This is a genomic window from Lachnospira sp. CLA-JM-H23 (assembly GCF_040096425.1).
Lineage (GTDB): Bacteria > Bacillota > Clostridia > Lachnospirales > Lachnospiraceae > Lachnospira > Lachnospira rogosae.
On record NZ_JBBMET010000004.1, the window covers coordinates 101,383 to 125,778 of the forward strand.

Sequence of the window (24,396 nt, forward strand, 5' to 3'; positions counted from 1 at the left end):
TAGTTTATTATTCTGCTGAATATATTGTTACACCATGCCACTCAATAGATGCAATATTATCAACACTGATAACCTGTTTTAATGCAAATGATATATGCATAATACCTGCTTTGGCACTTAAATCAGAAGTTTTATTGTCAATACTAACAACTGTGCCATCTTTAAGATGTACTACAGGTGCATATTTACCACTCATGCCAAACCACTTAAAGTCTGCATTTCCTGTTCCATATATATCAAGTACGAATCCATCACATTTAAGTGTATCTATATTGATAGTCTGGTCTGCATTACAAGATGATGTAACCGATATATTAGGAGTTGTACTAAGCACACCTGTGCTGCTACTCTTAAGAACTGTTTCAAAAGACCACTCCCCTGTTGCTAAGGTTCTGGTTTCTCTTGTTTTATTATCTTCACCATTTCTGTACGTACACTTAAGATCCTTAACATCAATCGAAATGTTATGATTAACAATATCTCTTGAATCAGCATTAACATATATTAATTCTGCATATATTTCTGAACCATCATCTGACATACCATTATAATTAAGATGGTATAATGTACCTGTTGATTTGAACTGGTCTGTTTCATCACTTATTTTTATTACAGTATCTGCAAAATCAAATGTACCAATTATTGGACTTAAGGTATCATCATTAGGTATAATCGGACTTCCGTCTTTTGACTTTATAGTCAGTTCAATATAAAATCTTCCACCATTAGCAACATATTTTCCCCATTCCACGTCAACATTAGATTCTTCTGTAGATGTAACATTACCTGTATTATAGACATTAACCGAACTATCCCCGCTTATATGAGATTCAAAATTGACATTACTCTTTGGGACAAGATACTTCTGGTACGCGTATACACCAGTGTAAGTTAATCCCGAGATTGCAATCACTGCGGCTGCCGCTGCTGCTATATTTCTATATATTTTTGATCTGGTTCTCATTATGACAGGCTTATTAGCTGGCTTTGCCTGCTCAATCCACTCCTGATTAATATTGTTCATTGACTTAAATAATTTCTCACCATTCATACCAAAACGCCCTCACTTTCCAAAAACTTCTTTAAATCTTTCCTTAATCTGTGCAGTGCAACCTTAACTGAACTTTCGCTCTTTCCAAGTTCTTTTGATATAACTTTAACAGGTTGTGAATACCAGTATCTTTTGATAAATATATTTCTCTTATCAGTATCCAATGTTTTAAGAAATGTATTAATCAATTCTCCTACCATATGTTCATCACCCTCAAGTGCTTTATCAGGCTTGCCGATACACTGTTCCATCTCGGTTGTAAGTTCTATAACATTAGAGCTTCTTTTTAATGCATTGTCATGGTCTATTCTCTTGCAGATTATATGTCTGCATATAGTAGCTGAATATGCAAACAAATATTGCGGTCTGTTATCTGGAACTGATTTCCATACTTCATAAAACGTATCATTAACACATTCTCTTGCATCTTCCTCACTGTCAAGCATATTCATTGCAAGCTTCATTAATGGTCTTTGATACCGCTCCATTAATTCACGCATTCCAGATTCATCTCTGTTTGCTATTAAATCAATTATTTTTTCTTCGCTGCACACTTTATTAAATCGTCCTTAATTATTTCTTTTTGAAAGCTTTCACTTATAGAGTACGCTTTTTTCAGGATTGGTTACAGAAATGTAAAATAATTATTTTGCAAAGACTTATTGGATATTAATATTTCCTGATGCCTTAAGCTTTAAACTGTGATTCATAAAATGTATATCTGCATCGGCTGACACTCCTATTACATTATCACTTTGCATATCCATCTGTATTACCGAATTCACATATTCAGCCTGTGAATATTCAGCCATAATATATAGCGTCATATTATCCAGTCCATCAAAATCAATAACCATATTACAGACAGCGTTTTGATTGTAATATACTACAGCACTCACCTTTACAAGGTTATTATCCCTGTCAGCCTCTATATCAAGCACTACATTGCAGTCCTTTACTTCCGTGGCAAATTCAGATTTAATACTGTCCTTTTTTATGCCATATACATTTAACAACGAAATATATGGAAGAACCTGTGAATCTTTATATAATTCATCCACAAATGTATTAAAGCCATTAACTAAAGCTGTTTCATCTATATTAATATTATAAGTGTGTTTTCCTGTTTCGCTGACTGTATTCACGCAATCCATTGCCATAACTTCATAGCCCTTCACAAAGTCAGCTAATGCAGCTTTTAAAACAGGCTTAAGCTGATCTGCATCTATATTAATATATCTTGATATATCAGCTTTAGATATTAAAAATGTATCATTAGTCAATTCAGGTATAACTACATTTATTCCATTATTATCGATATTAGCTGTAATGGTATATTCTGCACTATTCTTACCCTGCATATAATCAGCATTATCATATATCAACTCCGATATATTAATTTTTCCAGTATAGTTATTGGCACTTACATCTATGTTGTTTATATATTTTTCAACTGTGCTTTGTAAAAGTTCTCCAGATTTCAACATCGTTTTTAAAGCTTTTTTCTCTGGAGAAGCATACATTTGTGTAACGCCATATGCCGATAATATTATTGCTATTACGGAAAGAAATATTATACCAGCCACAGCACGCTTTACATTTTTCTTTTTATTCTGGCATTTCATCAGCCTTACCCTTTCTTTCATACCTTACAAACTCATAACATATATCAAAATATGTATGTTCATCACTCTGTCCTGTAATTCTCCAGTCTTTAAGCTTATCAAAATCACTTATATAAGTATCTGCTTCGTAAGAGTAATCAACCTTTGTAATATGTGCTGTATCACAATATGGAAGGAATTCTTTGTATATCTGTCCACCACCGATGACATATACATCCTTACTATCCACATTTTTTACCTTCTCAAGCACATCTTCAACACTATGGCATAAACATACGTCTTTAGCTTCATAATCTTTATTTCTTGTAAGAACAATATTCTTTCTTCCAACAAGTGCTGACTGGTTAGGAAGTGCTTCTAATGTCTTTCTTCCCATAATAACAACTTTTCCATAAGTTTCTTCACGGAACAGCTTCTTATCCTCTGGAATATCAACAAGTTCTCTTCCTTTATTAGCTATTCCCCATTTTTTATCAACAAGTGCAATTAAATTCATAGTTTGCCTCCTACCCAGGCTGGCACATATCCTTTGACACTTATGCCCTCCTGTGTGTATTCCTCACTTTCAAGCTGTCCGTATTCTCTTATAAGCTGGATTTTGCCTGCATCGCTGTAAGGAAATACTCTTTCTATTCTAATTCTGCTCTTTAATATAATATCCTGCACATCTTCCAGAAATTCATCTATTCCCACACCCGTCCTGGCTGAAATATTCTCAACATAATCAGCTTTGCTGTCCTTGAGTATAGGAAGTTCGCCGTATTTATCACATTTATTAAAAAGTGTAATTATCGGCTTATCACCTACATCTAACTGCTTCAATGTCTCATATACTGTTGCCATATGTCTTTCGTAATCATCATTAGAGCAGTCCACAACGTGAATTATCATATCTGCATATTTCGCTTCCTCAAGTGTACTCTTAAATGCCTCTATAAGATTATGTGGAAGCTTTCTGATAAATCCAACAGTATCTGTCATAAGCACTTTTTCCTTGTTAGGAAGTGTAAGTGCCCTCGTTGTAGGATCAAGTGTTGCAAACAGCTTGTCCTCAGATAATACACCTGCATCGGTCAGCCTGTTAAGAAGTGTTGACTTACCCGCATTAGTATAACCTACTATAGCCGCTACTGGTGTAGAACTGTCCTGTCTGTTCTGTCTTTGCACATCTCTGTGGCTCTTAATCTCCTTTAACTCACCTGACAAATGAGCAATCCTGTCCCTTATTATTCGCCTGTCTGTTTCTATCTTCTTCTCGCCCGGTCCTCTTGTTCCTATTCCACCACCAAGTCTTGAGAGTGTTGTTCCAAGTCCTGCAAGTCTTGTTGACCTGTATTTTAACTGTGCCATCTCAACCTGTATTTTACCTTCACTTGATGAAGCTCTTGCGGCAAATATATCAAGAATAACCATTGTTCTGTCCATAATCTTAGTATTAAGAACATCTTCAAGATTTCTTAACTGTGCTGGAGACAGCTCATCATCACATATTATTCCTGTTGCACCAAGCTCATCTATCATAAGCCTTAATTCTTCAAGCTTACCCTTACCAATATATGTTGCAGGGTGGAAGCTGTCACGCGGCTGTATCATCTTTCCTACTGTGACCGCTCCGGCAGTCTTAGCAAGCTCTGCTAACTCCTCTAACGACTTCCCGCAGTCGTCAAGAGGATTTAACTCTACGCCGACAAGTACAACCTTTTCCTGCTCGTCATCTGTATCATATAATGCCATATTTTCCTCCAATTAATTCTATTATGCCAGAAGCAGATGTCTTAACATATCAATCATCACAAAGCATTTATTATATAATAATCTATTCTTTTGCTATGCAGTCGCTAAGATAGTTAGATACTTCCTTTTCTTCCGAATAATTCATAACATTTTCTGTTATCTCTTTTACTTCCTTACTGCTCCACGAAGCTATCTCTTTTCTAGTTTCAAGCACCCTGCTCACTGTAACAGAGAACTCATCAAGTCCAAAATTAAGAAGAAGTGGTATCATTCTTTCATCTGCCGCCGCTTCTCCACACATTCCTGCTTCTATACCTGCATTATGTGCACACTCAATTATGTGTTTAATACTTCGTATAACGGCTGGATTGAGTGCAGAGTAAAGATAAGCAACATTCTCATTGCCTCTGTCAACAGCAAGTGTATACTGTGTCAAATCATTCGTACCGATTGAGAAGAAATCAACCTCATGTGCCAGTACATCTGCCATTATTGCCGCGGCTGGTGTCTCTATCATAACACCTATCTTTATGTCCTTATCATACTTAATGTCTTTCTTGTCCAGATCCCTGCATATACCATTTATAATCTTCTTAACTGCCTGCACCTCTGTAACAGAAGTTATCATAGGAATCATAATTCTTATATTGCCATATGCACTTGCCCTTAATACAGCCCTTAACTGGGTTGTAAATATATCTACCCTGTCGAGGCAGAACCTTATGGCCCTGTATCCAAGAAATGGATTTAACTCCTTTGTGAGTCCCATATAAGGAATATCTTTATCTCCGCCAATATCAAGCGTTCTTATCGTAAGCTGTCTGCCATCAAGCACAACTGCTGCTTTCTTATATTCGTTATACTGCTCCTCCTCTGTTGGGAGTGCCTGCTTGTTCATAAATAAGAATTCCGTCCTGAAAAGTCCGACACCCTCAGCTCCAGCCTTTACAGCTTTAGCAGCCTCATCAGCATTGCCTATATTAGCAGCAAGCATTACTTTTCTGCCATCCCTGGTAACAGTCTGTTTATCTATATATTTTTTAAGTTCCTTAACTCTTTCATCATATGCTTTTTTCTTTTTATTATATATCTTAAGAGTTATAGGTGTAGGATTGACGAATACTTCGCCGTAAGCTCCATCAACTATAACCTCCTCACCCTCTGCTATTTTACTGCATATATCCTTAACACTTAATACAGCAGGGATTTCTAATGCTCTTGCAAGAATTGAAGCGTGTGATGTATCTCCACCTTTCTCTGATATAATACCGGCAATATGCTCTGTATCCATATTAGCTGTCATAGATGGATGGATTTCATCGGCAATAATAACAGTATTATCAGAAAGCTTAGTAAGATCAATATGCTTCTGTCCCTGCATTATTGCTATAAGACGCTGTTTCATATCTTCAATATCGGCTACTCTCTGTGTCATCGTATCATTGTTAAAGCTTAAGAATATGTTCTTTAACATCTCACAGGTATCTTCAACCGCAGCTTCTGCATTAAGCTTGTCATTAGTTATAGCACTTATTACACCACTGGTAAACTCAGGATCTCTTATAAGATATTCCTGATTTTTTAATACAAGAGCATTCTTATCATCACCATTAAGCTTCTGTGACAACTTATCCACAAGCTCATTAGTCTCCTGTATGAACTTTTCCACAGCCTCATTGAACTTATCAACCTCAGCTTCTGTATCCTTAATCTTAACACGGCTGACAGCATTCTTACACTTATGGATAATAAGTGCTTTTCCTATACCAATTCCCTTAGATGTACCTATACCTCTTAACATATAGACCCCCGTTTCCGCGTACATTTACGCATATATGTTACCAAGCTAATCACTGGTTAAATACATACTTTATCATATTAATCAATGTCTCACTTGTATCTCTTGAATATATAACCTCTCTTGCCGTTACAGGTTTGTCAGTTATTATATTATCAACACCTTTATTAGTAAGATTCTTTATAGAAGCGTCATTATTAACAGTCCACGCATATACCTGCTTTCCTGAATTATGAATAGCATCAACAACTCTCTTAGTAAGGAACGAAGCATTGACGCTAAAGAAATCCACGTCATCTATCTCATAGAACTTTCCATAGGCCACCGATAATATATACCCGACTTCTATGTCCTCATCATAAGACCTAACAGCCTGCAATGCACTATAATCAAATGAGGTGATAACGCACGAATCCTGCATTGAATATTTCTGTATAAGCTTTACAACCTTCTTTGCTACCTCATCACTGTTATCCGCCGTTTTAATCTCTATATTAAGTTTAATCTTTCCTTTGGCAAGCTGCAATACTTCTTCAAGTGTTGGAACTTTCTCGCCCTTGTACTCCTCTGAATACCAATACCCGGCATCAAGTCTTTTAACTTCTCTTAAAGTAAACTCCGTAATATTCTTTAGAACACCTGTAGTCCTGTATGCTGATGTATCATGCATAACAACAATATAGCCGTCTTGGGTCATCTGGACATCTAACTCTATAACATCAGCCATATCTTCAATCGCCTTACTGAATGCCGCAAGAGTATTCTCAGGTGCATCTACTGAAGCACCTCTGTGGGCAGTTATATCCGTATTGTGGAATATAGCCACTCTCTCAAACGGATTATTATTAAATGACCCAATTATATATATAACATCAAGCACTATGGATAATGCCAGCACAACTGCATATATTATCCTGTTGACCCTTGCTGAACCTTCGTCAATATCCACGAATTCAAATTCAATATCATCCAGATCGGAATATTTATAATACATATATGAAATCATTGAGAATGAACAAGGTATTGATATAAACACAAGAAAAATCTTCACACCGGCCCTCAATTCCCTAAGAACTGATAAATATACCGCACTTCCAAGATAAGCCATATCCAACAGCTTAACACCGCCTATAAGTATAAGCGAAATAACTGTATAGAACACTGCTATAGCTGCAAATATTGCAAGATTATATACAATAACAGACATAATTACCCTTAATCTGTTATTTCTTACAATCTGTGAGCTTTTCTTATATGACTGTCTGAAATTCTTCCCCTCCATCATATATATATTAAATGAGAAAATGCCTCTTATAACATAATAATATATAAGAACCATAACTATTGCCACAAGCATATATATCATATACCTGTTTCTTCTCATCGTACTTCCGATAAGATTGATCAATGTATCTGAATATATAAGATTAGCGACAATTGTAACATTTATAAATATAATCGAAATAAAGAAAAATAAAAAAAGCGGTATGCTTTGAATTCGGATTAAATTTTTAAGACGCAGGTACGCATTATATATATTATCAATTATAGATGCGTTATTACCTTTTCTCTTAGTTTCAAAGCACACAGCCAAATATGCCATCTCGTAAATGCAGTAACCGACAAACAGTATAATGCCTGTAAACAAAGCTATAATAACAACAGGGTTTGTCAGTGCCTTTACAATATATTCATTTGTTAAATATCTGATTCCTGCAACCTTCATACAAAGATTAATGGCGGCAGTTAATATAGGATATATAACTGCTACTGCCAGTAACTTATATGTCAGTTCAAACAGAATTACGTGTCGTTTGCTCCTGCGAAGCAGCCTGACATTATTCTTAAGACTTTCTAACATTGTCCACCCCGCTGATTATCTATGAAAAAACCTCTGAAGGCTGCCAGCACTTGAAGCCTGTGCAACTACACTTTCCATTTTCTTATTAGCAATTCTCTTAGTAAAATGGTAAGAGAAATCCACAACATATGATATAACAAGCACAATTGATAACACTGTAGTTACCCTCATATCCATACTGAATACAACACGTTCTACCATTTTATTGAATACACTAAATATAAGAACTGCTAATAACCCCCAGCCAAGAGTGCTTTGAAGGCATATTATTCCTTTATAATTAAATCTTAGATGGTCGTAATTCCACCATACTTCACCGAAAAGCTTCTGCATAAGTCTTGCTGTCATATACTCAAATATTGTCGCACATATAGCACCAGCAATGTATAAAGCAGGGTAATTACCCTCAATTGGTGCAAATATATGAAATGCTATAAACACGCCAAATCCATATATAACGCAGAACGGAAGCTTGGCAAAACCCCTGTTCTCCCAATATCCAAGCTGTTTTCTTATGACTATACATTCCATAGCCCAGCCAAAAAAACTATATATAAAAAACCATACCGCTAACTGGTTAACATTCATTTCCCTAAATGTAATATCAAATATATTATACATATTAATACAACTTTCTTTCATCATTACCATAATGGTTATCTTTTAACATTATTATATATATTCTTATATACATAATAAATGCAAATGTCAATACTGCTGCACACACTATCATTATAACATATTGAAGATTAACCTGCATATGCGGAAATGCAACTAAAGCAAGCATACACACATACAATACTGCTGTACATACCTTGCCATACCATTTAGCACCATCTAATCTCCTATTCGCCCTTTTCATAACTACAAGACCCATAAGTGCCATAACTACCTCTTTGACAATAAGATATACAGCAAGTATGCACATATATGGAATATTAATAGCCAGAGTAACTAACATTGCAAGCTGCATAAGCTTATCTGCTGCCGGATCAATAATCTTACCCAAATCAGTTATCATATTACAACGTCTTGCTATCTGCCCATCAATAAAATCTGTTATCCCCGAAAGCATTACAACAAGTGTCGCAACATAATAATCCACTGGTTCTTCTGCCGTAAAATAAAGATATACAAACAGCGGAACCAGTGCAATTCTTATATAACATAAAATATTGGGGAGTTTAAAAAGATCTTTAACCTCAAACTTAAACTTCATTCAAAATCCTCAATTCATACGAATATCTATAGATATCACAAGTGAAATCCAACACTTCTATATATAATATCCTATATAATAATACCCTTTATTGGCACAATTATAAAAGACTTTCAAGTGTCTCCTTAACTGCCTTAATAAAACCTTGTGTATTAAGTGTTACAGGATTACCTAATGTAGTAATAAGTGCTAAATCCTTAGTCATCTTACCATCTTCTACTGTCTTGATGCAAGCCTTTTCAAGTGTATCTGCGAACTTTGAAAGTTCTGGAAGTGAGTCGAGTTCTCCTCTCTTTCTTAAAGCTCCTGTCCATGCAAATATAGTAGCAATAGGGTTAGTAGATGTTTCTTCTCCCTTAAGGTGCTTGTAATAATGTCTTTGAACTGTTCCATGAGCAGCCTCATATTCATAATATCCCTGTGGAGATACCAGAACTGATGTCATCATTGATAATGAACCAAATGCTGTTGCAACCATATCTGACATAACGTCACCATCATAGTTCTTGCATGCCCAGATATATCCACCTTCTGAACGGATAACTCTTGCAACTGCATCATCTATTAATGTATAGAAATACTCAATTCCTGCTTCCTTGAACTTATCAGCATAATCCTTATCATATATATCCTGGAATATATCCTTAAATGTATGATCGTACTTCTTAGAGATTGTATCCTTAGTTGCAAACCAGAGATCCTGCTTAGTTTCAAGTGCAAAATTAAAGCAGCTTCTTGCAAAATTCTCAATAGAATCGTTAAGGTTATGCATACCCTGAATAATTCCTGCCCCCTTAAAGTTATGAATAAGCTCTCTTGATTCGTTACCCTGCTCATCTGTGTATACAAGCTCTGCCTTGCCAGCTGCTGGAATCTTCATCTCTGATGCCTTGTATACATCACCATAAGCGTGTCTTGCTATTGTGATAGGCTTTTTCCAAGTCTTAACATATGGCTCAACACCCTTAACAATAATAGGTGCTCTGAATACAGTACCATCTAATATTGCTCTGATTGTTCCATTAGGGCTTTTATACATTTCCTTAAGGTCATATTCCTTAACTCTTGCTGCATTAGGAGTGATTGTAGCACACTTGACAGCAACACCATATTTCTTAGTTGCTTCTGCTGAGTCAACAGTAACCTGATCATTAGTTTCATTACGATGGACGAGTCCAAGATCATAATACTCTGTATTAAGGTCTACATAAGGTAAAAGCAGTTCTTCCTTAATAAGCTTCCACAATACTCTTGTCATCTCATCTCCATCCATCTCAACGAGTGGTGTTGTCATCTTAATCTTTTCCATTACTAATCCTCCATATTGTGCATTTAATATTGGAACTATATCCAAGCTATTATTAAAATTTGCCTACAATTATAAAATATTTTTATTACTTTGTAAATGCCTGTTTTGCCATAACAATTATCTTGTATTAAATATCCCAGTTTGCTATAATTACATAATTGATTTACATAGGGTTTGCCATTTACGGTGGCTGTTATTCTAAATACTGCCGTATATGTTGTAATATTCGTGTAAACATTATTAATATGCAGGTTTTATTGTGCCTGTATTTTAAAGGATTATAGTAATAAATCACATTTAAGAAAGGACGGTTTTGTAATATGTGCGGATTTGCTGGATTTACAGGATACCTTGAAAATGGTAAGGATGTACTTACTGATATGATGAATAAAATCATCCACAGAGGACCTGACAGTGCCGGTCAGTATATAGACGACAAGGCTTATATGGGCTTTAGAAGACTTTCAATCATCGACCTTGATAACGGAAGCCAGCCTATGTTCAACGAAAATAAAAAGATTGTTATCACATTTAATGGTGAGATATATAATTATCAGGATTTAAGAAAAGACCTTATTGAAAAGGGGCATATATTTGCGAACAACTCTGATACAGAAGTTCTTATTCACGCTTATGAAGAATACGGTGAAGATATGTTAAATAAGCTTCGTGGTATGTTTGCATTTGTTATATGGGACAGTGAGAAGGAAACTCTCTTTGGTGCAAGGGATTTCTTTGGAATTAAGCCTTTCTACTACACTGTAGTTGACGGCAACATTATATATGGTTCTGAGATTAAGAGCATATTGGCACACCCTGCATATAAGAAGGAAGTTAATGATGTTGCTCTTGAAAATTACCTCACATTCCAGTATTCAGTGCTTCCTGAAACATTCTTTAAGGGCGTATACAAGCTTATGCCAGGTCACTGCTTTACTTTCCATAATGGAGAAATCAACATAAAAAGATACTGGGAGCCTACATTTGAAGCTGATGAGAGCAAGTCTTTAGATGAATTCGTCAAAGAGATTGACGATGCTATGCACGACTCAGTTGAACACCACAAGATTAGTGATGTTGAGGTTGGTTCATTCCTTTCAAGCGGTGTTGACTCAAGCTATGTTGCCGCTACATTTAATGGTGACAAGACATTTACAGTTGGATTTGACTACGAAAAATATAACGAGATAGATTACGCTAAAGCCTTATCTGAGAAAATCCAGATAGACAATTATTCTAAGCTTGTATCAAGTGAAGAATACTGGGCAGCTATCCCTAAAATCCAGTATCATATGGACGAGCCTTTAGCTGACCCTGCTGCTATTGCCCTTTACTTTGTAAGCCAGACTGCTTCTAAGTATGTTAAGGTTTCAATGTCAGGCGAGGGTGCTGATGAGTTCTTTGGCGGATATAACATTTACAAAGAACCTCTTGATACAGCAGGCTATAGAAAGCTTCCAAAGGGACTCCGCAAGTGTCTTGCCAATGCTGCACAGGCTGTTCCATTTAAGTTCAAGGGCAAGAATTTCCTTATAAGAGGAAGCAAGGATATTGAAGAACGCTTTATCGGTAACGCATTTATGTTCAACGAAAAAGAACGTGCCAAGATATTAAAGAACCCTACTGGAAAGTATAACCATAAAGAACTTACTAAGCCATTTTATGACAAAGTTAAAGATAAAGATGATGTAACTAAAATGCAGTATATAGATATTAACTTCTGGCTTATCGGTGATATTCTTCTTAAGGCTGATAAGATGAGTATGGCACACAGCCTTGAAGTAAGAGTTCCTTTCCTTGATAAGGAAGTATTCAATGTAGCAAGAACTCTCCCAACTAAGTACAAAGTTAATAAATCTAATACTAAATACGCTATGCGTAAAGCTGCTAACCAATATCTTCCTGATATGGTTGCTGAGAAGAAGAAGCTTGGTTTCCCAGTGCCAATCAGAATATGGTTAAAGGACGAGAAATATTACAATATGATTAAAAAAGCTTTCACAAGCGAAGCTGCTAACAAGTACTTCAACACAGATGAGCTTGTTAAGTATCTTGATGAACATAAAGAAGGCAAGGCAGATAATTCAAGAAAAATCTGGACAGTATATATGTTCCTTGTATGGTACAATGACTTCTTTGGTGACTCAGAATATGCGGCTTAACTACAAGACTGCGGTTATAACTGTAATTTTTCTGAAATTCAGGATTTGAGAGAAATTTCAAGAATTAAATATAAAAAATTTCAAGAAATTCAGTATTTTAAAGAAAATCAAAAGAAAACATCTTAATTATAAATAAAAAAATGTCCTGTTTAATGATTAGATTAATATGAGCTAATTATATCTGCTCACTTTATCCAATTCATTAAACAGGACAGCTTTTTTATTACTCTACATTCTTTAATGCTTCATCCATAGGTATCTTCTTTATCTTATACATCATAAATACTGAAATCAGAGCATACACACCGATATTCAGCACGAACATAACTACGAACAGATATGGTGCATAGTAGCAGGAAATCCAACCGGACATTTTCTCCATAAATACCCTGAACAGGCTATTCATAATTACAACTGATAATGCAATATTGATAACAACTGATATGACAACCACTATTGTTGTTGAGGTGACATACAGCCTGCTTATCTCACTGTTGGAATAACCTAATATCTTAACCATAGAGATTGATGTTGAATTCTTCTCAACAATAAGCTTAGTTAACAAGAACATTAATACTGCAAATAATACAACTGCAAAGACTTTAATAATTCCAAATACTTCTCCCATAGAACGGTCAAGCTGTCTTGAAACCTTAGTTAAATCATCAAGTGTAATCTCTGTTGCAATATATTTCTCATCAATATCAAGCTTCTCTGATGATAAGTAGCCTGAATAGTAATCATCCTCTTTGTCGAATAGATTTTTAAAATATCCTTCATCCATAAATACTGCAAATGCTGATGGATAATCATACATATCCTTAACTGTAAATGTATATTCCTTGTCCTCATATTTCTCTTTGAGCGTTATCTTATCACCCTTATTAATCTTGAACTTTTCAGCATAGCCGTGTGACACATACACTTCACCATCTTTAAGTTCACTACTGTTAATGTCAACATATTCGCTGTCATCAGCAATTCCGTATATCAATACATCTTCACTCTTTAAACGTCCCTCAAGTGTTGAAAGTGTCCTGACACAGTATTTCTCTGCGGCCTCATTATCCACCTCGACCGGAACTTTCAATACATACTGATGTTTAGCTATAAGTTTGTCCTGTATCTCATTCTGGTAATGGTCAAGAAGCGGGGTCATCATAATACCGAACAGAAGGAGTATATTGGCAAATAATATACCCACAAATAATGTAATGTAATTTGGCATATTCTGTATAATTATTCTTAAACGAAATCTGTTAAAGAACTTGAATCCTGGCAAATGCACAGCTTTCTTCTTCTGTCTTACAGCCAAGTCCTTTCTTAAGAACTTAAGTGGTGAAAGACGAAGCCTGTAACCTATGAGCAATACATTTATCACTACCATTATTATAAATGGAACAACTGTTGTTAATACAAATGCTTCACCATTCCAAAGTGTTGTATAAGTTGTAAGCGAATAACTCTGATAATATGTATCTACAAATATATCCTTAAACCATGTATATCCTAATATGTTACCGACAAGTGCACCTGCTAATGTAACAATAATCGGTAGAAGAATATAATGTAACAACAGCTCTCCCCTTGTATATCCCGAAGCTCTTAAAGTACCAATAACATTAGCTTCTTTGAATATTGTATTATTAGTTGTAACTGCAAATACAAATGCCATAATAGCTATAACAACATATAAAAGAACTATCATCATAGCCTTGTCGCTTCCCATATCATCACCGGTAAAATGTATCGCCTGATTAAGATATCCTGGAATATAATTAGTAAGTATAGCATTATTAGATATTACTTTCATAAAATCATCTGCCATCTCTTTTTCTTCTATATCGTCTGCAGGCTTATTATCATATTTCCACGAATATACATAATGAATATGTGTATCATCATACATATCAAAACAGCTCTCTGACACTACACCAACACCGAATTTTAAAGAGTCAAACATTGTATCTGAGTTGTTCGAGAAAAGACAGCTGTAATCAGATAATGCAACATAACCTGTTACTTTAAGTGCCCTTGTGCCAACATTAATTATGTCGCCGATTTTAATATTATTATTGACAGAATACATTCTATCCAATGCAATCTCGTTAATATCCTCTGCGAGTCTGCCTTCCATAACATCAACTTTATCAATATCATCTCTATTAATATAGAAACGTATTGTGCTCTGGTCGTCTTCTCTTAACTTCTCATTATTGTGTACTTTTAAAGTTTCTTCTTTATAGAAGTTCTCATATATAGTAACATTTTCTTCTTCCAGCCTGTCAATCAGCTTATCATCGGCCTTGGAATACAATTCAAAATTACCATCTTCTACATTATATTTATCAAAACTCTTATTATATGTATCAAGCACGCTTCCATCAGCTATAAGAAAACCACTTATAAGCCCTATAACAGCTGTCATAAATATAAATATGACTATATATTTTGCAATTTCACCAGTAAATTCTCTTGGCAATCGTTTAATTAAAGGATTTTTCATATCTAACTCCCATTATATAATATTTAATCTACCATTCAAGGTCAGCGGCAGATACCTTACTGTTATTAACTATATTATCTCTTATCTGTCCATCTCTTAACTTGATAACCCTGTCAGCCATATTCTGGATAGCATCATTATGTGTAACCATTATGACTGTGTTGCCGTATTTCTTGTTGACATCTTCAATAAGCTTTAAGATTTCCTTAGATGTGTGGTAATCAAGTGCTCCTGTTGGCTCATCACATAATAATATGTCGGGATTTTTAACAATAGCCCTGCCTATTGCAGTTCTTTGCTGTTGTCCGCCAGATAACTGGTTAGGAAGCTTATGCCTGTGCTCATACAGCCCTAATGTATTAAGCAGTTCGTTAATATCAAGCGGTGAATCGCTAAGATAAGCACCAACCTCGATATTCTCCTTAACATTAAGGTTAGGTATAAGATTATACATCTGGAATACATAACCAAGGTGCTTTCTTCTGTATCTTGTAAGCTCTTTTTCTTTCATATCTTTAGTCTTTTCACTATCAATGCTTACATATCCCAAATCAGCATCATCAATTCCACCTATTATATTAAGAAGTGTTGATTTTCCCGAACCAGATGGTCCAAGCAGTACGCATATTTCCCCTTTTTCCACTTCAAAATTAATTCCCTTAAGAACTTCTACTTTATTAGAAGTACTGCCATATGATTTTTTTAAATCTTTTACAGTAAGAAACATATAATTTTCTCTCCTTCATATTTAATATAATTAGGTTAGTCTAACCTAACCTTTATTGGTATTATAATATCAATAACGCAAAAAAGGAACACGCCAAATGATAAAATATATCAATTAGTGTGTTCCTTTTTTATATTTTTAGTAATTTATAAGATTATTACTTATGCTCCTCAGCTAAAGTTATATTCTTCATACTATTCATACTGATAAAGAGTGTTGATGTATTATGTAATAATGCTGATGTAGTCGGCTGTATTACACCTAATACACCAAGTGCTATAAATCCTGAATTAAAGGAAACTATAGTTCTGTAATTGCGGTTAATCTTCCTTATAAGATTGTTACTTAAATCTTTAAGATATACAATCTGTCCTAAATCGTCCGCACTTACTGTAATATCCGCAATCTCTCTTGCTATCTGAGCACCATCACTTATTGCAATACCAACATCTGCCGCTGACAATGCTGGTGAATCGTTAATACCATCACCAATCATTATAACCTTACGTCCGGCAGCTTTTTCCTTCTCAACAAATGAAGCCTTATCTTCTGGGAGTACTTCTGAATAATATTCATCTACGCCAACCTTGCCTGCGATTGCCTTAGCTGTACGTTCACTATCTCCTGTCATCATTACAACCTTAGATATTCCAAGCTCTTTAAGTGAACTAATTACCTCCTTAGCCTCTGGTCTTACAGGGTCTTCTATACATATAACCGCCGCAAGCTTATCCTCAATTGCAAGATAAAGGTGTGAATATTCTTCTGGAAGATTATCAAACATTTCCTGTCTGCCTTCAGGCACAGTACAGCCTTCATCTTCAAATACAAAATGATAGCTTCCTATTATAGTCTTCTTATTATTTATAGTAGTTGATATACCATGTGCAACTATATACTCAACCTTTGTATGCATTTCTTCGTGGCGTAAGTTCTTCTTAGCTGCTGCATCAACAACTGCCTTTGCCATAGAATGTGGAAAATGTTCTTCCATACAGGCAGCCATTCTTAAAAGCTCATCTTCACTGTCACCATTAAATGAATACACATACTTTACTGTAGGTGCAGCCTTAGTAAGTGTTCCTGTCTTATCAAATACGATAGTATCTGCATCAGCTACTGCCTCTAAGAACTTACCGCCCTTTACTGTAATATCATTCTGTCCAGCCTGTCTTATAGCTGACAATACTGTTATTGGCATTGCAAGCTTAAGCGCACATGAGAAGTCAACCATAAGTATTGATAATGCCTTTGTTACATTTCTTGTAAGAAGATATGTAAGTGCTGTTCCACCTAATGTGTATGGAACTAACGAATCAGCAAGATGCTCTGCCTTACTCTCAAGACCAGACTTAAGCTTCTCTGATTCCTCAATCATCTTGACAATCTTGTCATACTTACTGTTACCGCCGCTCTGCTTAACCTTTATTGTAAGTTCACCTTCCTCAATAACTGTTCCTGCAAATACAGCGCTTCCTGTATTCTTGCTTACCGGCACTGCTTCACCGGTCAGTGAAGCCTGATTAACCATAGCTTCACCGGTAACTACAACTCCATCAAATGGAATGACATTACTTACATGAACTATAATCTCATCACCATTTTTAATCTCATTAACAGGGACTAATACCTCTGTATCGGCTGTCTTAAGCCATACCTTGCTTACATTAAGTGACATAGTCCTTGCCAGATCTCCTACAGACTTCTTATGTGTCCATTCTTCAATAATCTCACCTATTCCAAGAAGGAACATAACAGAACCTGCGGTATTGAAATCATTTCTTAATATAGAAACACCAATTGCTGTCGCATCAAGCACAGGTACTTCCATCTTTCCTTTAAGCAATGTCTTAACACCGCTACCAATATATTTAACCGACTTTACAGTTGTTACAACATTTCTTACAGATATAGGGAGGAACAGCTTACTTGCTGCTCTTAAGAATACCTTATTAACCAGCTTGTCCTGATAATAAGAATTCATCTCTCTTCCTGAACTATTAAGCACATCTTCAGGAACTGCCACCTGTGAATATGTAAAATGCTTAAGTTCATTAATAATCTTTGTTTTATCACCTTTAAATTCTATAACAGCATCACAAGTCTTTTCATATACTTTGGCAGAAGTCACTGTTTCTATATTTTTAATATAATACTCTAATATATCTGCCTGTTTAAAACTCATATGCTTCATATCCATATGAACTCTTAAACGTCCTGTCATACTGTGTTTAATATAAAATTTCATATTCTGCCTCTTAGCACTTATCCCAGCATATTATTACTGCTCTGTGCTTTCTGTTTCTTCTGATACTTCGTTTAATTCTACTGTATCATCTACAACTTCTTCTGCTGCTTCTCTCTCATCGTTGATAGCCTTAGCCTCCGCATAGATATCACCAGCATTCTCCTGAATTGTTGTTGCTGTCTTCATTACACACTTCTTAGCACGAAGAACTGCTGCTGTACAGTTCGTGTATACCTTCTTAGCATCCTGGCTTGATAATATCTTAATTCCTGCTGTACCAAAAAGTACACCTGCTGCAAATATTCCTGTCTTAACTCCATCGATTTTCTTAAATACGTTTTTCATCTTATCCTCCATTCCCAATTAACATCTGCCTGACGTAATTGACTTTGATTTTTGTTTAGGTATTATCTTATACCATACTTTTTAGTTTTACCACATATTTTTTATTAATTGAGAAACTTTATCAAAAACAGGAGGGGCATTATTATAATGGCCCTCCTGTTATACTCTTAACTGTCTTACTGTCTATGTAACCACAAGCTGTTAAACCCTTCTGCACTATCTGGTTCCATTTGCTGGCTGACAGATTGATTACTGAATTATCGTCAAACTCAACTGTGTATGTGTTGTTCATATTACATTCGCTTCCACATGATACACGATACATATTTCTTCTGTTAATAGCACCAATCTCCTCAAGTGTATTAATCATACGGTATACTGTAGCTGTTCCAATATTAGGATCAAGCTTTGATGCCTTATAATATATTTCTTTGCAGCACGAACATTCTTCATTAAGAATAATGTCTAAAAGCATCATTCTCTGTTTAGTTATTCTGCATCCCCTGTTTCTTAATCTTTGCAGAATTATGTCCTTCTGCATTTCGCTTCTTTCATAGCCAACTACTTCAGAAGCATTTTTATCACATGAATAGTATTTCTGCATTAATGCCTCCTATCCTAGTGGCAGCCTCCACAATGACCACAATCTCCACCGCAGGAGTGTTTGCCATTCTTCTTGCCTTTAACCATTGTATACATAATAGCGGCTACAATTACCACCAATACCACCAATACGATTACTGTACCCATATTAGTCCTCCATTCTTACACCAACTCTAACATCTGCTGCTATATCTGATGAATAAAATATATATCCAATCCGCCACTTAGTGACGGATTGAACACTTATATAATTATGATTAGGAAGTAATCTTAGTTAGCTGCTGCTTTCTTGTATTCTTCCGCTTCCTTTGTTGGTCTGAATAAAAGATAAAGGAAACCAGCTACTAATACAAATGCTACAACTGTCCAGATACTGAATACACCATCAGCGATAAGGCTTCCAATATTGTAGATGCAAAGTGATACTACATATGCAAATCCACACTGGTAACCAATTGCTATCCAAGTCCATTTAGCACTGTTCATCTCTCTCTTAATAGCACCGATTGCTGCGAAACAAGGAGCACAGAGAAGGTTGAATGTAAGGAATGAGAAACCTGCTAACTTAGTAAATGCAAGTGCAAGTGCTGCATATGGAGATACATCTCCACCACCATAAAGGATACCCATAGTACCAACGATATTTTCCTTAGCTACAAGTCCTGTGATTGAAGCAACGGCTGCCTGCCAGTTACCCCATCCAAGTGGAGTGAATATCCAGCCGATTGCATTACCAATCTTAGCTAAAATACTCATATCAATTTCATCTTCTGCTAACATTCTGAATCCGTCATCAGCAAATCCAAAATATGTTGTGAACCATACAACGATTGTAGAAAGAAGGATAATTGTACCAGCCTTCTTGATGAATGACCAGCCACGCTCCCACATACTTCTAAGTACGTTGCCAACTGTTGGAATATGATATGCAGGAAGTTCCATAACGAATGGTGCTGGATCTCCGCTGAATAACTTTGTCTTCTTTAAAATAATACCTGATACGATAATTGCTGCCATACCGATGAAGTAAGCTGATGTTGCAACCCAAGGTGAACCACCGAAGATAGCACCTGCAATCATAGCGATGAATGGTGTCTTAGCACCACAAGGTATAAATGTTGTTGTCATAATTGTCATACGACGGTCTCTTTCGTTCTCGATTGTACGGGAAGCCATAATACCTGGAACACCACAACCTGTACCAATAAGGATAGGTATGAATGACTTACCTGAAAGACCGAATCTTCTAAAGATTCTATCCATAATGAATGCGATACGTGCCATATATCCGCAAGCCTCTAAGATAGCAAGTAATAAGAATAATACTAACATCTGAGGAACGAAACCAAGTACAGCACCAACACCGGCTACAATACCATCAAGGATAAGACCATTTAACCAATCTGCACAACCGATTGCATCGAGTCCGTCACCAATAAGAACTGGGATACCAGGAACCCATATGCCATAATTTGCCGGATCTGGAGCTGTACCATCATATTCGATAGCGAGGTTAATAGCTTCTTTAATATCATCAGCATCTGCTGTGAAATCTTCTGTTGCAAGTGTTTCATCATCTTCTACAGTATAATCAACTGAATCTGATGACTTAACCATAGACTTAAGAGTTGTAAGAGCCTTAACAGCAGCTTCTGAGTCATAGTCTTCTGCTTCTGTATCAATAGCATCTGCTATTGCTTCGCCCTTAGAACCAAGGCTTTCTACATATGCTGCAATGATTTCATCTGAGTCGCCATATTCGTCAGCTACTTCTTCATAAGCTGAAGTACCGATACCGAAAAGGTGGAAACCATCACCAAATAAACCATCGTTAGCCCAGTCTGTAGCTGCTGTACCAACTGTTACCATTGCAATGTAATATACTAAGAACATAACTACTGCGAATATAGGAAGTGCTAATATTCTGTTAGTTACAATTTTATCAATCTTATCAGATGTTGTAAGCTTATCCTTAGAATGAGCCTTCTTTACACACTCTCCAATAATTGATGAAATGTATGTATATCTTTCATTAGTAATAATACTTTCTGTATCATCATCAAAATCTTTCTCAAGTTTATCAATCTCTGCTGTAACATCAGGTACACTAGACATAAGCTGTCCGATTTTGTCATCTTTCTCTAATAACTTGATAGCGAAAAATCTCTTCTGTTCTTCTACTACATCAAGACCAATCTTATCTTCAACTGCTTCGATAACAGATTCAACTTCATCACTGAATTTATGTGCAAGCTTATTAACCTTCTTAGACTCAGCAAGCTTTACAGCCTTTTCTGCCGCTTCCTTAATACCAGTTCCCTTAAGAGCTGATATTTCAACTACTTCACAGCCAAGCTTCTCTGAAAGCTTTGCAATGTTAAGTTCAATACCATTCTTAGCTAAAAGGTCGATCATATTAACAGCCATAATTACCGGAATACCAAGTTCCATAATCTGTGTTGAAAGATATAAGTTTCTTTCAATGTTAGTACCATCAACAATATTGATGATAGCATCTGGTCTTTCATTAATAAGATAATTTCTTGCTACAACTTCCTCTAATGTATATGGAGAAAGTGAGTAAATACCTGGTAAATCCATAATGGCAACATCTTTATGTCCCTTTAATCTACCTTCCTTCTTCTCTACAGTAACACCTGGCCAGTTACCTACGAACTGGTTAGAACCTGTAAGAGCATTAAACAATGTTGTTTTACCGCAGTTAGGGTTACCTGCTAATGCAATCTTAATTGACATTCTTTTACCTCTTTTCTTAATGAGTTAATAATTAGTTGTAACTTTCTTCATTTAGATTATGCTTGCTATAATTAGTTAATGCTAACCTTTTGGTAAAAAAAATATTAATTTACCTCTATCATAGCTGCATCTGCCTTACGAAGTGATAACTCATATCCTCGTACTGTTACTTCTATTGGATCTCCCAATGGTGCAACTTTTCTGACATAGACTTCTACGCCTTTAGTGATTCCCATGTCCATAATCCTTCTCTTAACCGGACCTTCACCATTAAGCTTAGCAACTTTAACAGTCTGACCAACAGCAACTTCCTTTAAAGTCATCTTAATCTCTCCTTCTCATTAAAATATTGTAAATATCTATATAGAGGCTTGAAACTCAAGTCTTTATACCATAATCTTTGAAGCCATATCGCTTCCTATAGCTACTCGTGATTCTTTAATATTAACTATAACATTACCGCCAGTCTTAGAAATGACCGTCACTATAGCTCCAACTACAAAGCCTAGATTCTCAAGAAATCTTCTCGTCTCTTCTTTTCCACCAATCCTTGTGATTGTTGCTGTCTCTCCCTCACCTATCATTGATAATGGCATAACTTATCACTCCTATCTGTATCTATGTTGATAATGTTTTTCATTTGCTACTGTGTTAGTATATACTAACACTTATTAGATGTCAATTACCATTTTAAGAAAATTTTCATATTATTAATTTTCACATAATAACCGCATACATATACAGTAAAATTAATATGTATGCGGTCATTACTCACTTATTAATATTATATTGGGAAGTGTCCAGAATAAATATGTCACTTATTAATATATTCATTATATTACTTTATATTATGCACATATCTGATTATACACATACATTAACTATGCATATTCTTAATTGTACATACACTCTGATTATGCAAGAGAAGCACCAAGATCCTTGCAATTACTTACAGCTTCATCATCAGGAGCTTCATTACAGATTACCGGGTCACAGCTAAGGTCAGCACCAGCATTCCTGCTTCTTTCTGCCCAGTCATCCATCCATTCTCCGCTTCCCCAGCCGTAAGAACCAAAGAGTGCTATCTTCTTTCCTGAAAGTGCCGCTTCACAGTCTGTAAACATCGGCTCAAATTCTGACTCTTCAAGATTTTCTGCTCCCATAGCAGGGCATCCGAAAGCTATTCCGTCGAATTCTGCAACCTTTGCTGATGAGAATTCTGAAGCAGTGAATAATGTTACTTCTGCTCCTTTTTCCTTTGCTCCCTCAGCAACAGCATTGGCCATAGCCTCTGTATTACCTGTTCCGCTCCAATATACAACTGCAACTTTACTCATTATCATTCCTCCATTATTGCTTTAATTTAATGCTTGTGCACATATATGTTGAGTGAATCATATATTCACGGTCAACTGATTTAATGTTCGTCCTCCTATAAAGACCTTCTGATATACCTCAGAACATTTCTTAAATCTTGCAAATGTTCTGACACTTTCCTGTTCATTGTAATATACCTTCCACACACCACAACATTTGCAGTTCTGTCCTTTATTAAAAATGAACTCCTTTACATCTTCTACAGGATATCCAAGAAATAAACCTATCTCGTGTGGAAAACAGGGCTGTGTCATAAGACGTTCCTTAAGTGTATTAATACATGCCTGTATACTTCGTTCTATGTATCCATAGCTGGATAATATATTCCATACATCATCATTATTGACTGCCTTAAATAACATACTTGGTCTGTATACATATATCAATGAACTCATATCTGTCTTTCTTAAGACTTCTATATATACGCCCTTCTCATTAAGGTTCATATTGGCAGTCTTAATCTCAGAATCGAATTCATCTTCTGATACAAATCTATAATTAAAAAGATTAGCCATCTTAATTCCAGCCAATGTGGGTGCACATTCTTTTACAATCTCATTCTCCAGCTTTCTAAGCATATAATCTCCATTCCTTATATTACGCATTACTCTGCCTGCTGTCTGTGTCAGTTACAATTAACAAGCCTTTCCGTCTGCTACATATTCCTGAAGAACTGCATTAAGTGATGAAGCACTGCTTGAATGTGAACGCACAATCCGAATGTCCTTGCTCTTTGCTTCTGTAACAGCACTATGTACCATTTTGTGTGATACTGTGTTAGTAAAAAGTATCATAAGGTCAGGGTTGCCAATCTTCTTGCCAAAGCCACTCTTCTCCTTAACAAATACCTTAGCCTTACAGCCGTGCTGTTTACATATCTTCTCATATTGACATACCATACATTCGTTACCACCAATTATAACTACACTCATATTATTCCTCCTTATCCTGCGAAATAGATATATAGTATACATCTCACTGTTAGTTTTATTCTAACTTATGTTAGTTGTTACTAACCTATGATTTTTAAATAAACGGGTCTGGGACCCGTTAAATAAATATAAAGGCATATAT

Annotated in this window: 23 protein-coding genes; 1 reads left to right on the forward strand and 22 read right to left on the reverse strand. The window is 35.7% G+C overall.

All coding sequences use genetic code 11. The features are described 5' to 3' along the window. Positions 1-7 precede the first annotated feature (7 nt). The 10 genes from WMO42_RS06555 to WMO42_RS06600 all read right to left on the reverse strand — a co-directional run bounded on the left by WMO42_RS06555 (position 8) and on the right by WMO42_RS06600 (position 10,597). On the reverse strand, positions 8-1,051 hold the full coding sequence (locus WMO42_RS06555) for a hypothetical protein (RefSeq protein ID WP_055176189.1): 1,044 nt from the start codon (positions 1,049-1,051) through the stop codon (positions 8-10). Next, on the reverse strand, positions 1,048-1,605 hold the full coding sequence (locus WMO42_RS06560; RefSeq protein WP_349191819.1) for a sigma-70 family RNA polymerase sigma factor: 558 nt from the start codon (positions 1,603-1,605) through the stop codon (positions 1,048-1,050). The genes WMO42_RS06555 and WMO42_RS06560 overlap by 4 nt, the downstream gene beginning before the upstream one ends. A gap of 105 nt (positions 1,606-1,710) precedes the next feature. Further along, positions 1,711-2,697, reverse strand: a complete 987-nt coding sequence (locus WMO42_RS06565) for a hypothetical protein (protein WP_349191821.1) — start codon at positions 2,695-2,697, stop codon at positions 1,711-1,713. Next, complete coding sequence (locus WMO42_RS06570) at positions 2,660-3,172, reverse strand: dihydrofolate reductase (protein WP_022502292.1); 513 nt, start codon at positions 3,170-3,172, stop codon at positions 2,660-2,662. Before WMO42_RS06570 ends, WMO42_RS06565 begins: the two co-directional genes overlap by 38 nt. Next, the gene (hflX, locus tag WMO42_RS06575) at positions 3,169-4,410 is read right to left on the reverse strand and encodes a GTPase HflX (RefSeq protein WP_022502293.1); all 1,242 of its coding nucleotides are present in this window, start codon (positions 4,408-4,410) and stop codon (positions 3,169-3,171) included. The genes WMO42_RS06570 and hflX overlap by 4 nt, the downstream gene beginning before the upstream one ends. Before the next feature lie 82 nt (positions 4,411-4,492). Beyond that, positions 4,493-6,211 carry a phosphoenolpyruvate--protein phosphotransferase gene (ptsP, locus tag WMO42_RS06580; protein ID WP_055306730.1) on the reverse strand — a complete coding sequence of 573 codons (1,719 nt, stop codon included), beginning with the start codon at positions 6,209-6,211 and terminating at the stop codon, positions 4,493-4,495. Between the two features lie 49 nt (positions 6,212-6,260). Then, positions 6,261-8,069: a glycerophosphodiester phosphodiesterase family protein gene (locus WMO42_RS06585; RefSeq protein WP_349191823.1), complete on the reverse strand. Its 1,809-nt coding sequence runs from the start codon at positions 8,067-8,069 to the stop codon at positions 6,261-6,263. 15 nt (positions 8,070-8,084) lie between these two features. Further along, complete coding sequence (locus WMO42_RS06590) at positions 8,085-8,720, reverse strand: putative ABC transporter permease (protein ID WP_318255809.1); 636 nt, start codon at positions 8,718-8,720, stop codon at positions 8,085-8,087. Next, positions 8,692-9,288 carry a CDP-alcohol phosphatidyltransferase family protein gene (locus WMO42_RS06595; protein ID WP_349191825.1) on the reverse strand — a complete coding sequence of 199 codons (597 nt, stop codon included), beginning with the start codon at positions 9,286-9,288 and terminating at the stop codon, positions 8,692-8,694. The genes WMO42_RS06590 and WMO42_RS06595 overlap by 29 nt, the downstream gene beginning before the upstream one ends. A gap of 100 nt (positions 9,289-9,388) precedes the next feature. Further along, the gene (locus WMO42_RS06600) at positions 9,389-10,597 is read right to left on the reverse strand and encodes an NADP-dependent isocitrate dehydrogenase (RefSeq protein WP_022502298.1); all 1,209 of its coding nucleotides are present in this window, start codon (positions 10,595-10,597) and stop codon (positions 9,389-9,391) included. A 320-nt stretch (positions 10,598-10,917) separates the two neighbouring features. Here WMO42_RS06600 and asnB point away from each other — a divergent pair, with 320 nt between their 5' ends. Beyond that, positions 10,918-12,759, forward strand: a complete 1,842-nt coding sequence (asnB, locus tag WMO42_RS06605; protein WP_055306732.1) for an asparagine synthase (glutamine-hydrolyzing) — start codon at positions 10,918-10,920, stop codon at positions 12,757-12,759. Between the two features lie 223 nt (positions 12,760-12,982). On the opposite strand, the gene WMO42_RS06610 is transcribed toward asnB, so the two are convergent. From WMO42_RS06610 to WMO42_RS06665, 12 genes are all read right to left on the reverse strand, one after another. Continuing rightward, positions 12,983-15,265 (reverse strand): FtsX-like permease family protein, encoded by a 2,283-nt coding sequence (locus WMO42_RS06610; protein WP_090140061.1) that lies wholly within the window; start codon positions 15,263-15,265, stop codon positions 12,983-12,985. Positions 15,266-15,293: 28 nt separating this feature from the next. Next, positions 15,294-15,992: an ABC transporter ATP-binding protein gene (locus WMO42_RS06615; RefSeq protein ID WP_055176214.1), complete on the reverse strand. Its 699-nt coding sequence runs from the start codon at positions 15,990-15,992 to the stop codon at positions 15,294-15,296. Positions 15,993-16,149: 157 nt separating this feature from the next. After that, positions 16,150-18,240 carry a heavy metal translocating P-type ATPase gene (locus WMO42_RS06620; RefSeq protein WP_349191828.1) on the reverse strand — a complete coding sequence of 697 codons (2,091 nt, stop codon included), beginning with the start codon at positions 18,238-18,240 and terminating at the stop codon, positions 16,150-16,152. A gap of 33 nt (positions 18,241-18,273) precedes the next feature. Beyond that, positions 18,274-18,585 (reverse strand): DUF6110 family protein, encoded by a 312-nt coding sequence (locus WMO42_RS06625; RefSeq protein ID WP_055176219.1) that lies wholly within the window; start codon positions 18,583-18,585, stop codon positions 18,274-18,276. A gap of 142 nt (positions 18,586-18,727) precedes the next feature. After that, positions 18,728-19,189, reverse strand: coding sequence for a transcriptional repressor (locus WMO42_RS06630; RefSeq protein ID WP_055176222.1), 462 nt, complete (start codon positions 19,187-19,189; stop codon positions 18,728-18,730). Positions 19,190-19,203: 14 nt separating this feature from the next. Beyond that, positions 19,204-19,335 (reverse strand): FeoB-associated Cys-rich membrane protein, encoded by a 132-nt coding sequence (locus WMO42_RS06635; protein ID WP_349191830.1) that lies wholly within the window; start codon positions 19,333-19,335, stop codon positions 19,204-19,206. A 123-nt stretch (positions 19,336-19,458) separates the two neighbouring features. Further along, on the reverse strand, positions 19,459-21,945 hold the full coding sequence (locus tag WMO42_RS06640; protein ID WP_349191832.1) for a ferrous iron transporter B: 2,487 nt from the start codon (positions 21,943-21,945) through the stop codon (positions 19,459-19,461). A gap of 104 nt (positions 21,946-22,049) precedes the next feature. Then, positions 22,050-22,268, reverse strand: coding sequence for a ferrous iron transport protein A (locus WMO42_RS06645; protein ID WP_022502307.1), 219 nt, complete (start codon positions 22,266-22,268; stop codon positions 22,050-22,052). A 63-nt stretch (positions 22,269-22,331) separates the two neighbouring features. Continuing rightward, a complete protein-coding gene (locus tag WMO42_RS06650; protein WP_022502308.1) occupies positions 22,332-22,541 on the reverse strand; it encodes a FeoA family protein in 210 nt (69 codons plus the stop codon). Positions 22,542-22,859: 318 nt separating this feature from the next. Further along, positions 22,860-23,282, reverse strand: a complete 423-nt coding sequence (locus tag WMO42_RS06655) for a flavodoxin (RefSeq protein ID WP_055176228.1) — start codon at positions 23,280-23,282, stop codon at positions 22,860-22,862. Between the two features lie 57 nt (positions 23,283-23,339). After that, a complete protein-coding gene (locus tag WMO42_RS06660) occupies positions 23,340-23,927 on the reverse strand; it encodes a DUF3793 family protein (protein ID WP_242858643.1) in 588 nt (195 codons plus the stop codon). Positions 23,928-23,957: 30 nt separating this feature from the next. Next, entirely contained in the window at positions 23,958-24,254 is a 297-nt protein-coding gene (locus tag WMO42_RS06665) for a DUF2325 domain-containing protein (RefSeq protein ID WP_022502311.1), read from the reverse strand. Between the last annotated feature and the right edge of the window lie 142 nt (positions 24,255-24,396).

Excerpts from the sequence above, each read along its gene's own strand:
- WMO42_RS06630 (WP_055176222.1), bottom strand. The coding sequence starts at position 19,189 with ATGCAGAAATACTATTCATGTGATAAAAATGCTTCTGAAGTAGTTGGC.
- WMO42_RS06585 (WP_349191823.1), bottom strand. The coding sequence starts at position 8,069 with ATGTTAGAAAGTCTTAAGAATAATGTCAGGCTGCTTCGCAGGAGCAAA.
- WMO42_RS06555 (WP_055176189.1), bottom strand. The coding sequence starts at position 1,051 with ATGAATGGTGAGAAATTATTTAAGTCAATGAACAATATTAATCAGGAG.
- WMO42_RS06600 (WP_022502298.1), bottom strand. The coding sequence starts at position 10,597 with ATGGAAAAGATTAAGATGACAACACCACTCGTTGAGATGGATGGAGAT.
- WMO42_RS06590 (WP_318255809.1), bottom strand. The coding sequence starts at position 8,720 with ATGGTAATGATGAAAGAAAGTTGTATTAATATGTATAATATATTTGAT.
- WMO42_RS06650 (WP_022502308.1), bottom strand. The coding sequence starts at position 22,541 with ATGCCATTATCAATGATAGGTGAGGGAGAGACAGCAACAATCACAAGG.
- hflX (WP_022502293.1), bottom strand. The coding sequence starts at position 4,410 with ATGGCATTATATGATACAGATGACGAGCAGGAAAAGGTTGTACTTGTC.
- asnB (WP_055306732.1), top strand. The coding sequence starts at position 10,918 with ATGTGCGGATTTGCTGGATTTACAGGATACCTTGAAAATGGTAAGGAT.
- WMO42_RS06635 (WP_349191830.1), bottom strand. The coding sequence starts at position 19,335 with ATGGGTACAGTAATCGTATTGGTGGTATTGGTGGTAATTGTAGCCGCT.
- WMO42_RS06665 (WP_022502311.1), bottom strand. The coding sequence starts at position 24,254 with ATGAGTGTAGTTATAATTGGTGGTAACGAATGTATGGTATGTCAATAT.
- WMO42_RS06570 (WP_022502292.1), bottom strand. The coding sequence starts at position 3,172 with ATGAATTTAATTGCACTTGTTGATAAAAAATGGGGAATAGCTAATAAA.
- WMO42_RS06625 (WP_055176219.1), bottom strand. The coding sequence starts at position 18,585 with ATGAAAAACGTATTTAAGAAAATCGATGGAGTTAAGACAGGAATATTT.
- WMO42_RS06565 (WP_349191821.1), bottom strand. The coding sequence starts at position 2,697 with ATGAAAGAAAGGGTAAGGCTGATGAAATGCCAGAATAAAAAGAAAAAT.
- WMO42_RS06645 (WP_022502307.1), bottom strand. The coding sequence starts at position 22,268 with ATGACTTTAAAGGAAGTTGCTGTTGGTCAGACTGTTAAAGTTGCTAAG.
- WMO42_RS06640 (WP_349191832.1), bottom strand. The coding sequence starts at position 21,945 with ATGTCAATTAAGATTGCATTAGCAGGTAACCCTAACTGCGGTAAAACA.
- WMO42_RS06620 (WP_349191828.1), bottom strand. The coding sequence starts at position 18,240 with ATGAAATTTTATATTAAACACAGTATGACAGGACGTTTAAGAGTTCAT.
- WMO42_RS06610 (WP_090140061.1), bottom strand. The coding sequence starts at position 15,265 with ATGAAAAATCCTTTAATTAAACGATTGCCAAGAGAATTTACTGGTGAA.
- WMO42_RS06595 (WP_349191825.1), bottom strand. The coding sequence starts at position 9,288 with ATGAAGTTTAAGTTTGAGGTTAAAGATCTTTTTAAACTCCCCAATATT.
- ptsP (WP_055306730.1), bottom strand. The coding sequence starts at position 6,211 with ATGTTAAGAGGTATAGGTACATCTAAGGGAATTGGTATAGGAAAAGCA.
- WMO42_RS06615 (WP_055176214.1), bottom strand. The coding sequence starts at position 15,992 with ATGTTTCTTACTGTAAAAGATTTAAAAAAATCATATGGCAGTACTTCT.
- WMO42_RS06660 (WP_242858643.1), bottom strand. The coding sequence starts at position 23,927 with ATGCGTAATATAAGGAATGGAGATTATATGCTTAGAAAGCTGGAGAAT.
- WMO42_RS06655 (WP_055176228.1), bottom strand. The coding sequence starts at position 23,282 with ATGAGTAAAGTTGCAGTTGTATATTGGAGCGGAACAGGTAATACAGAG.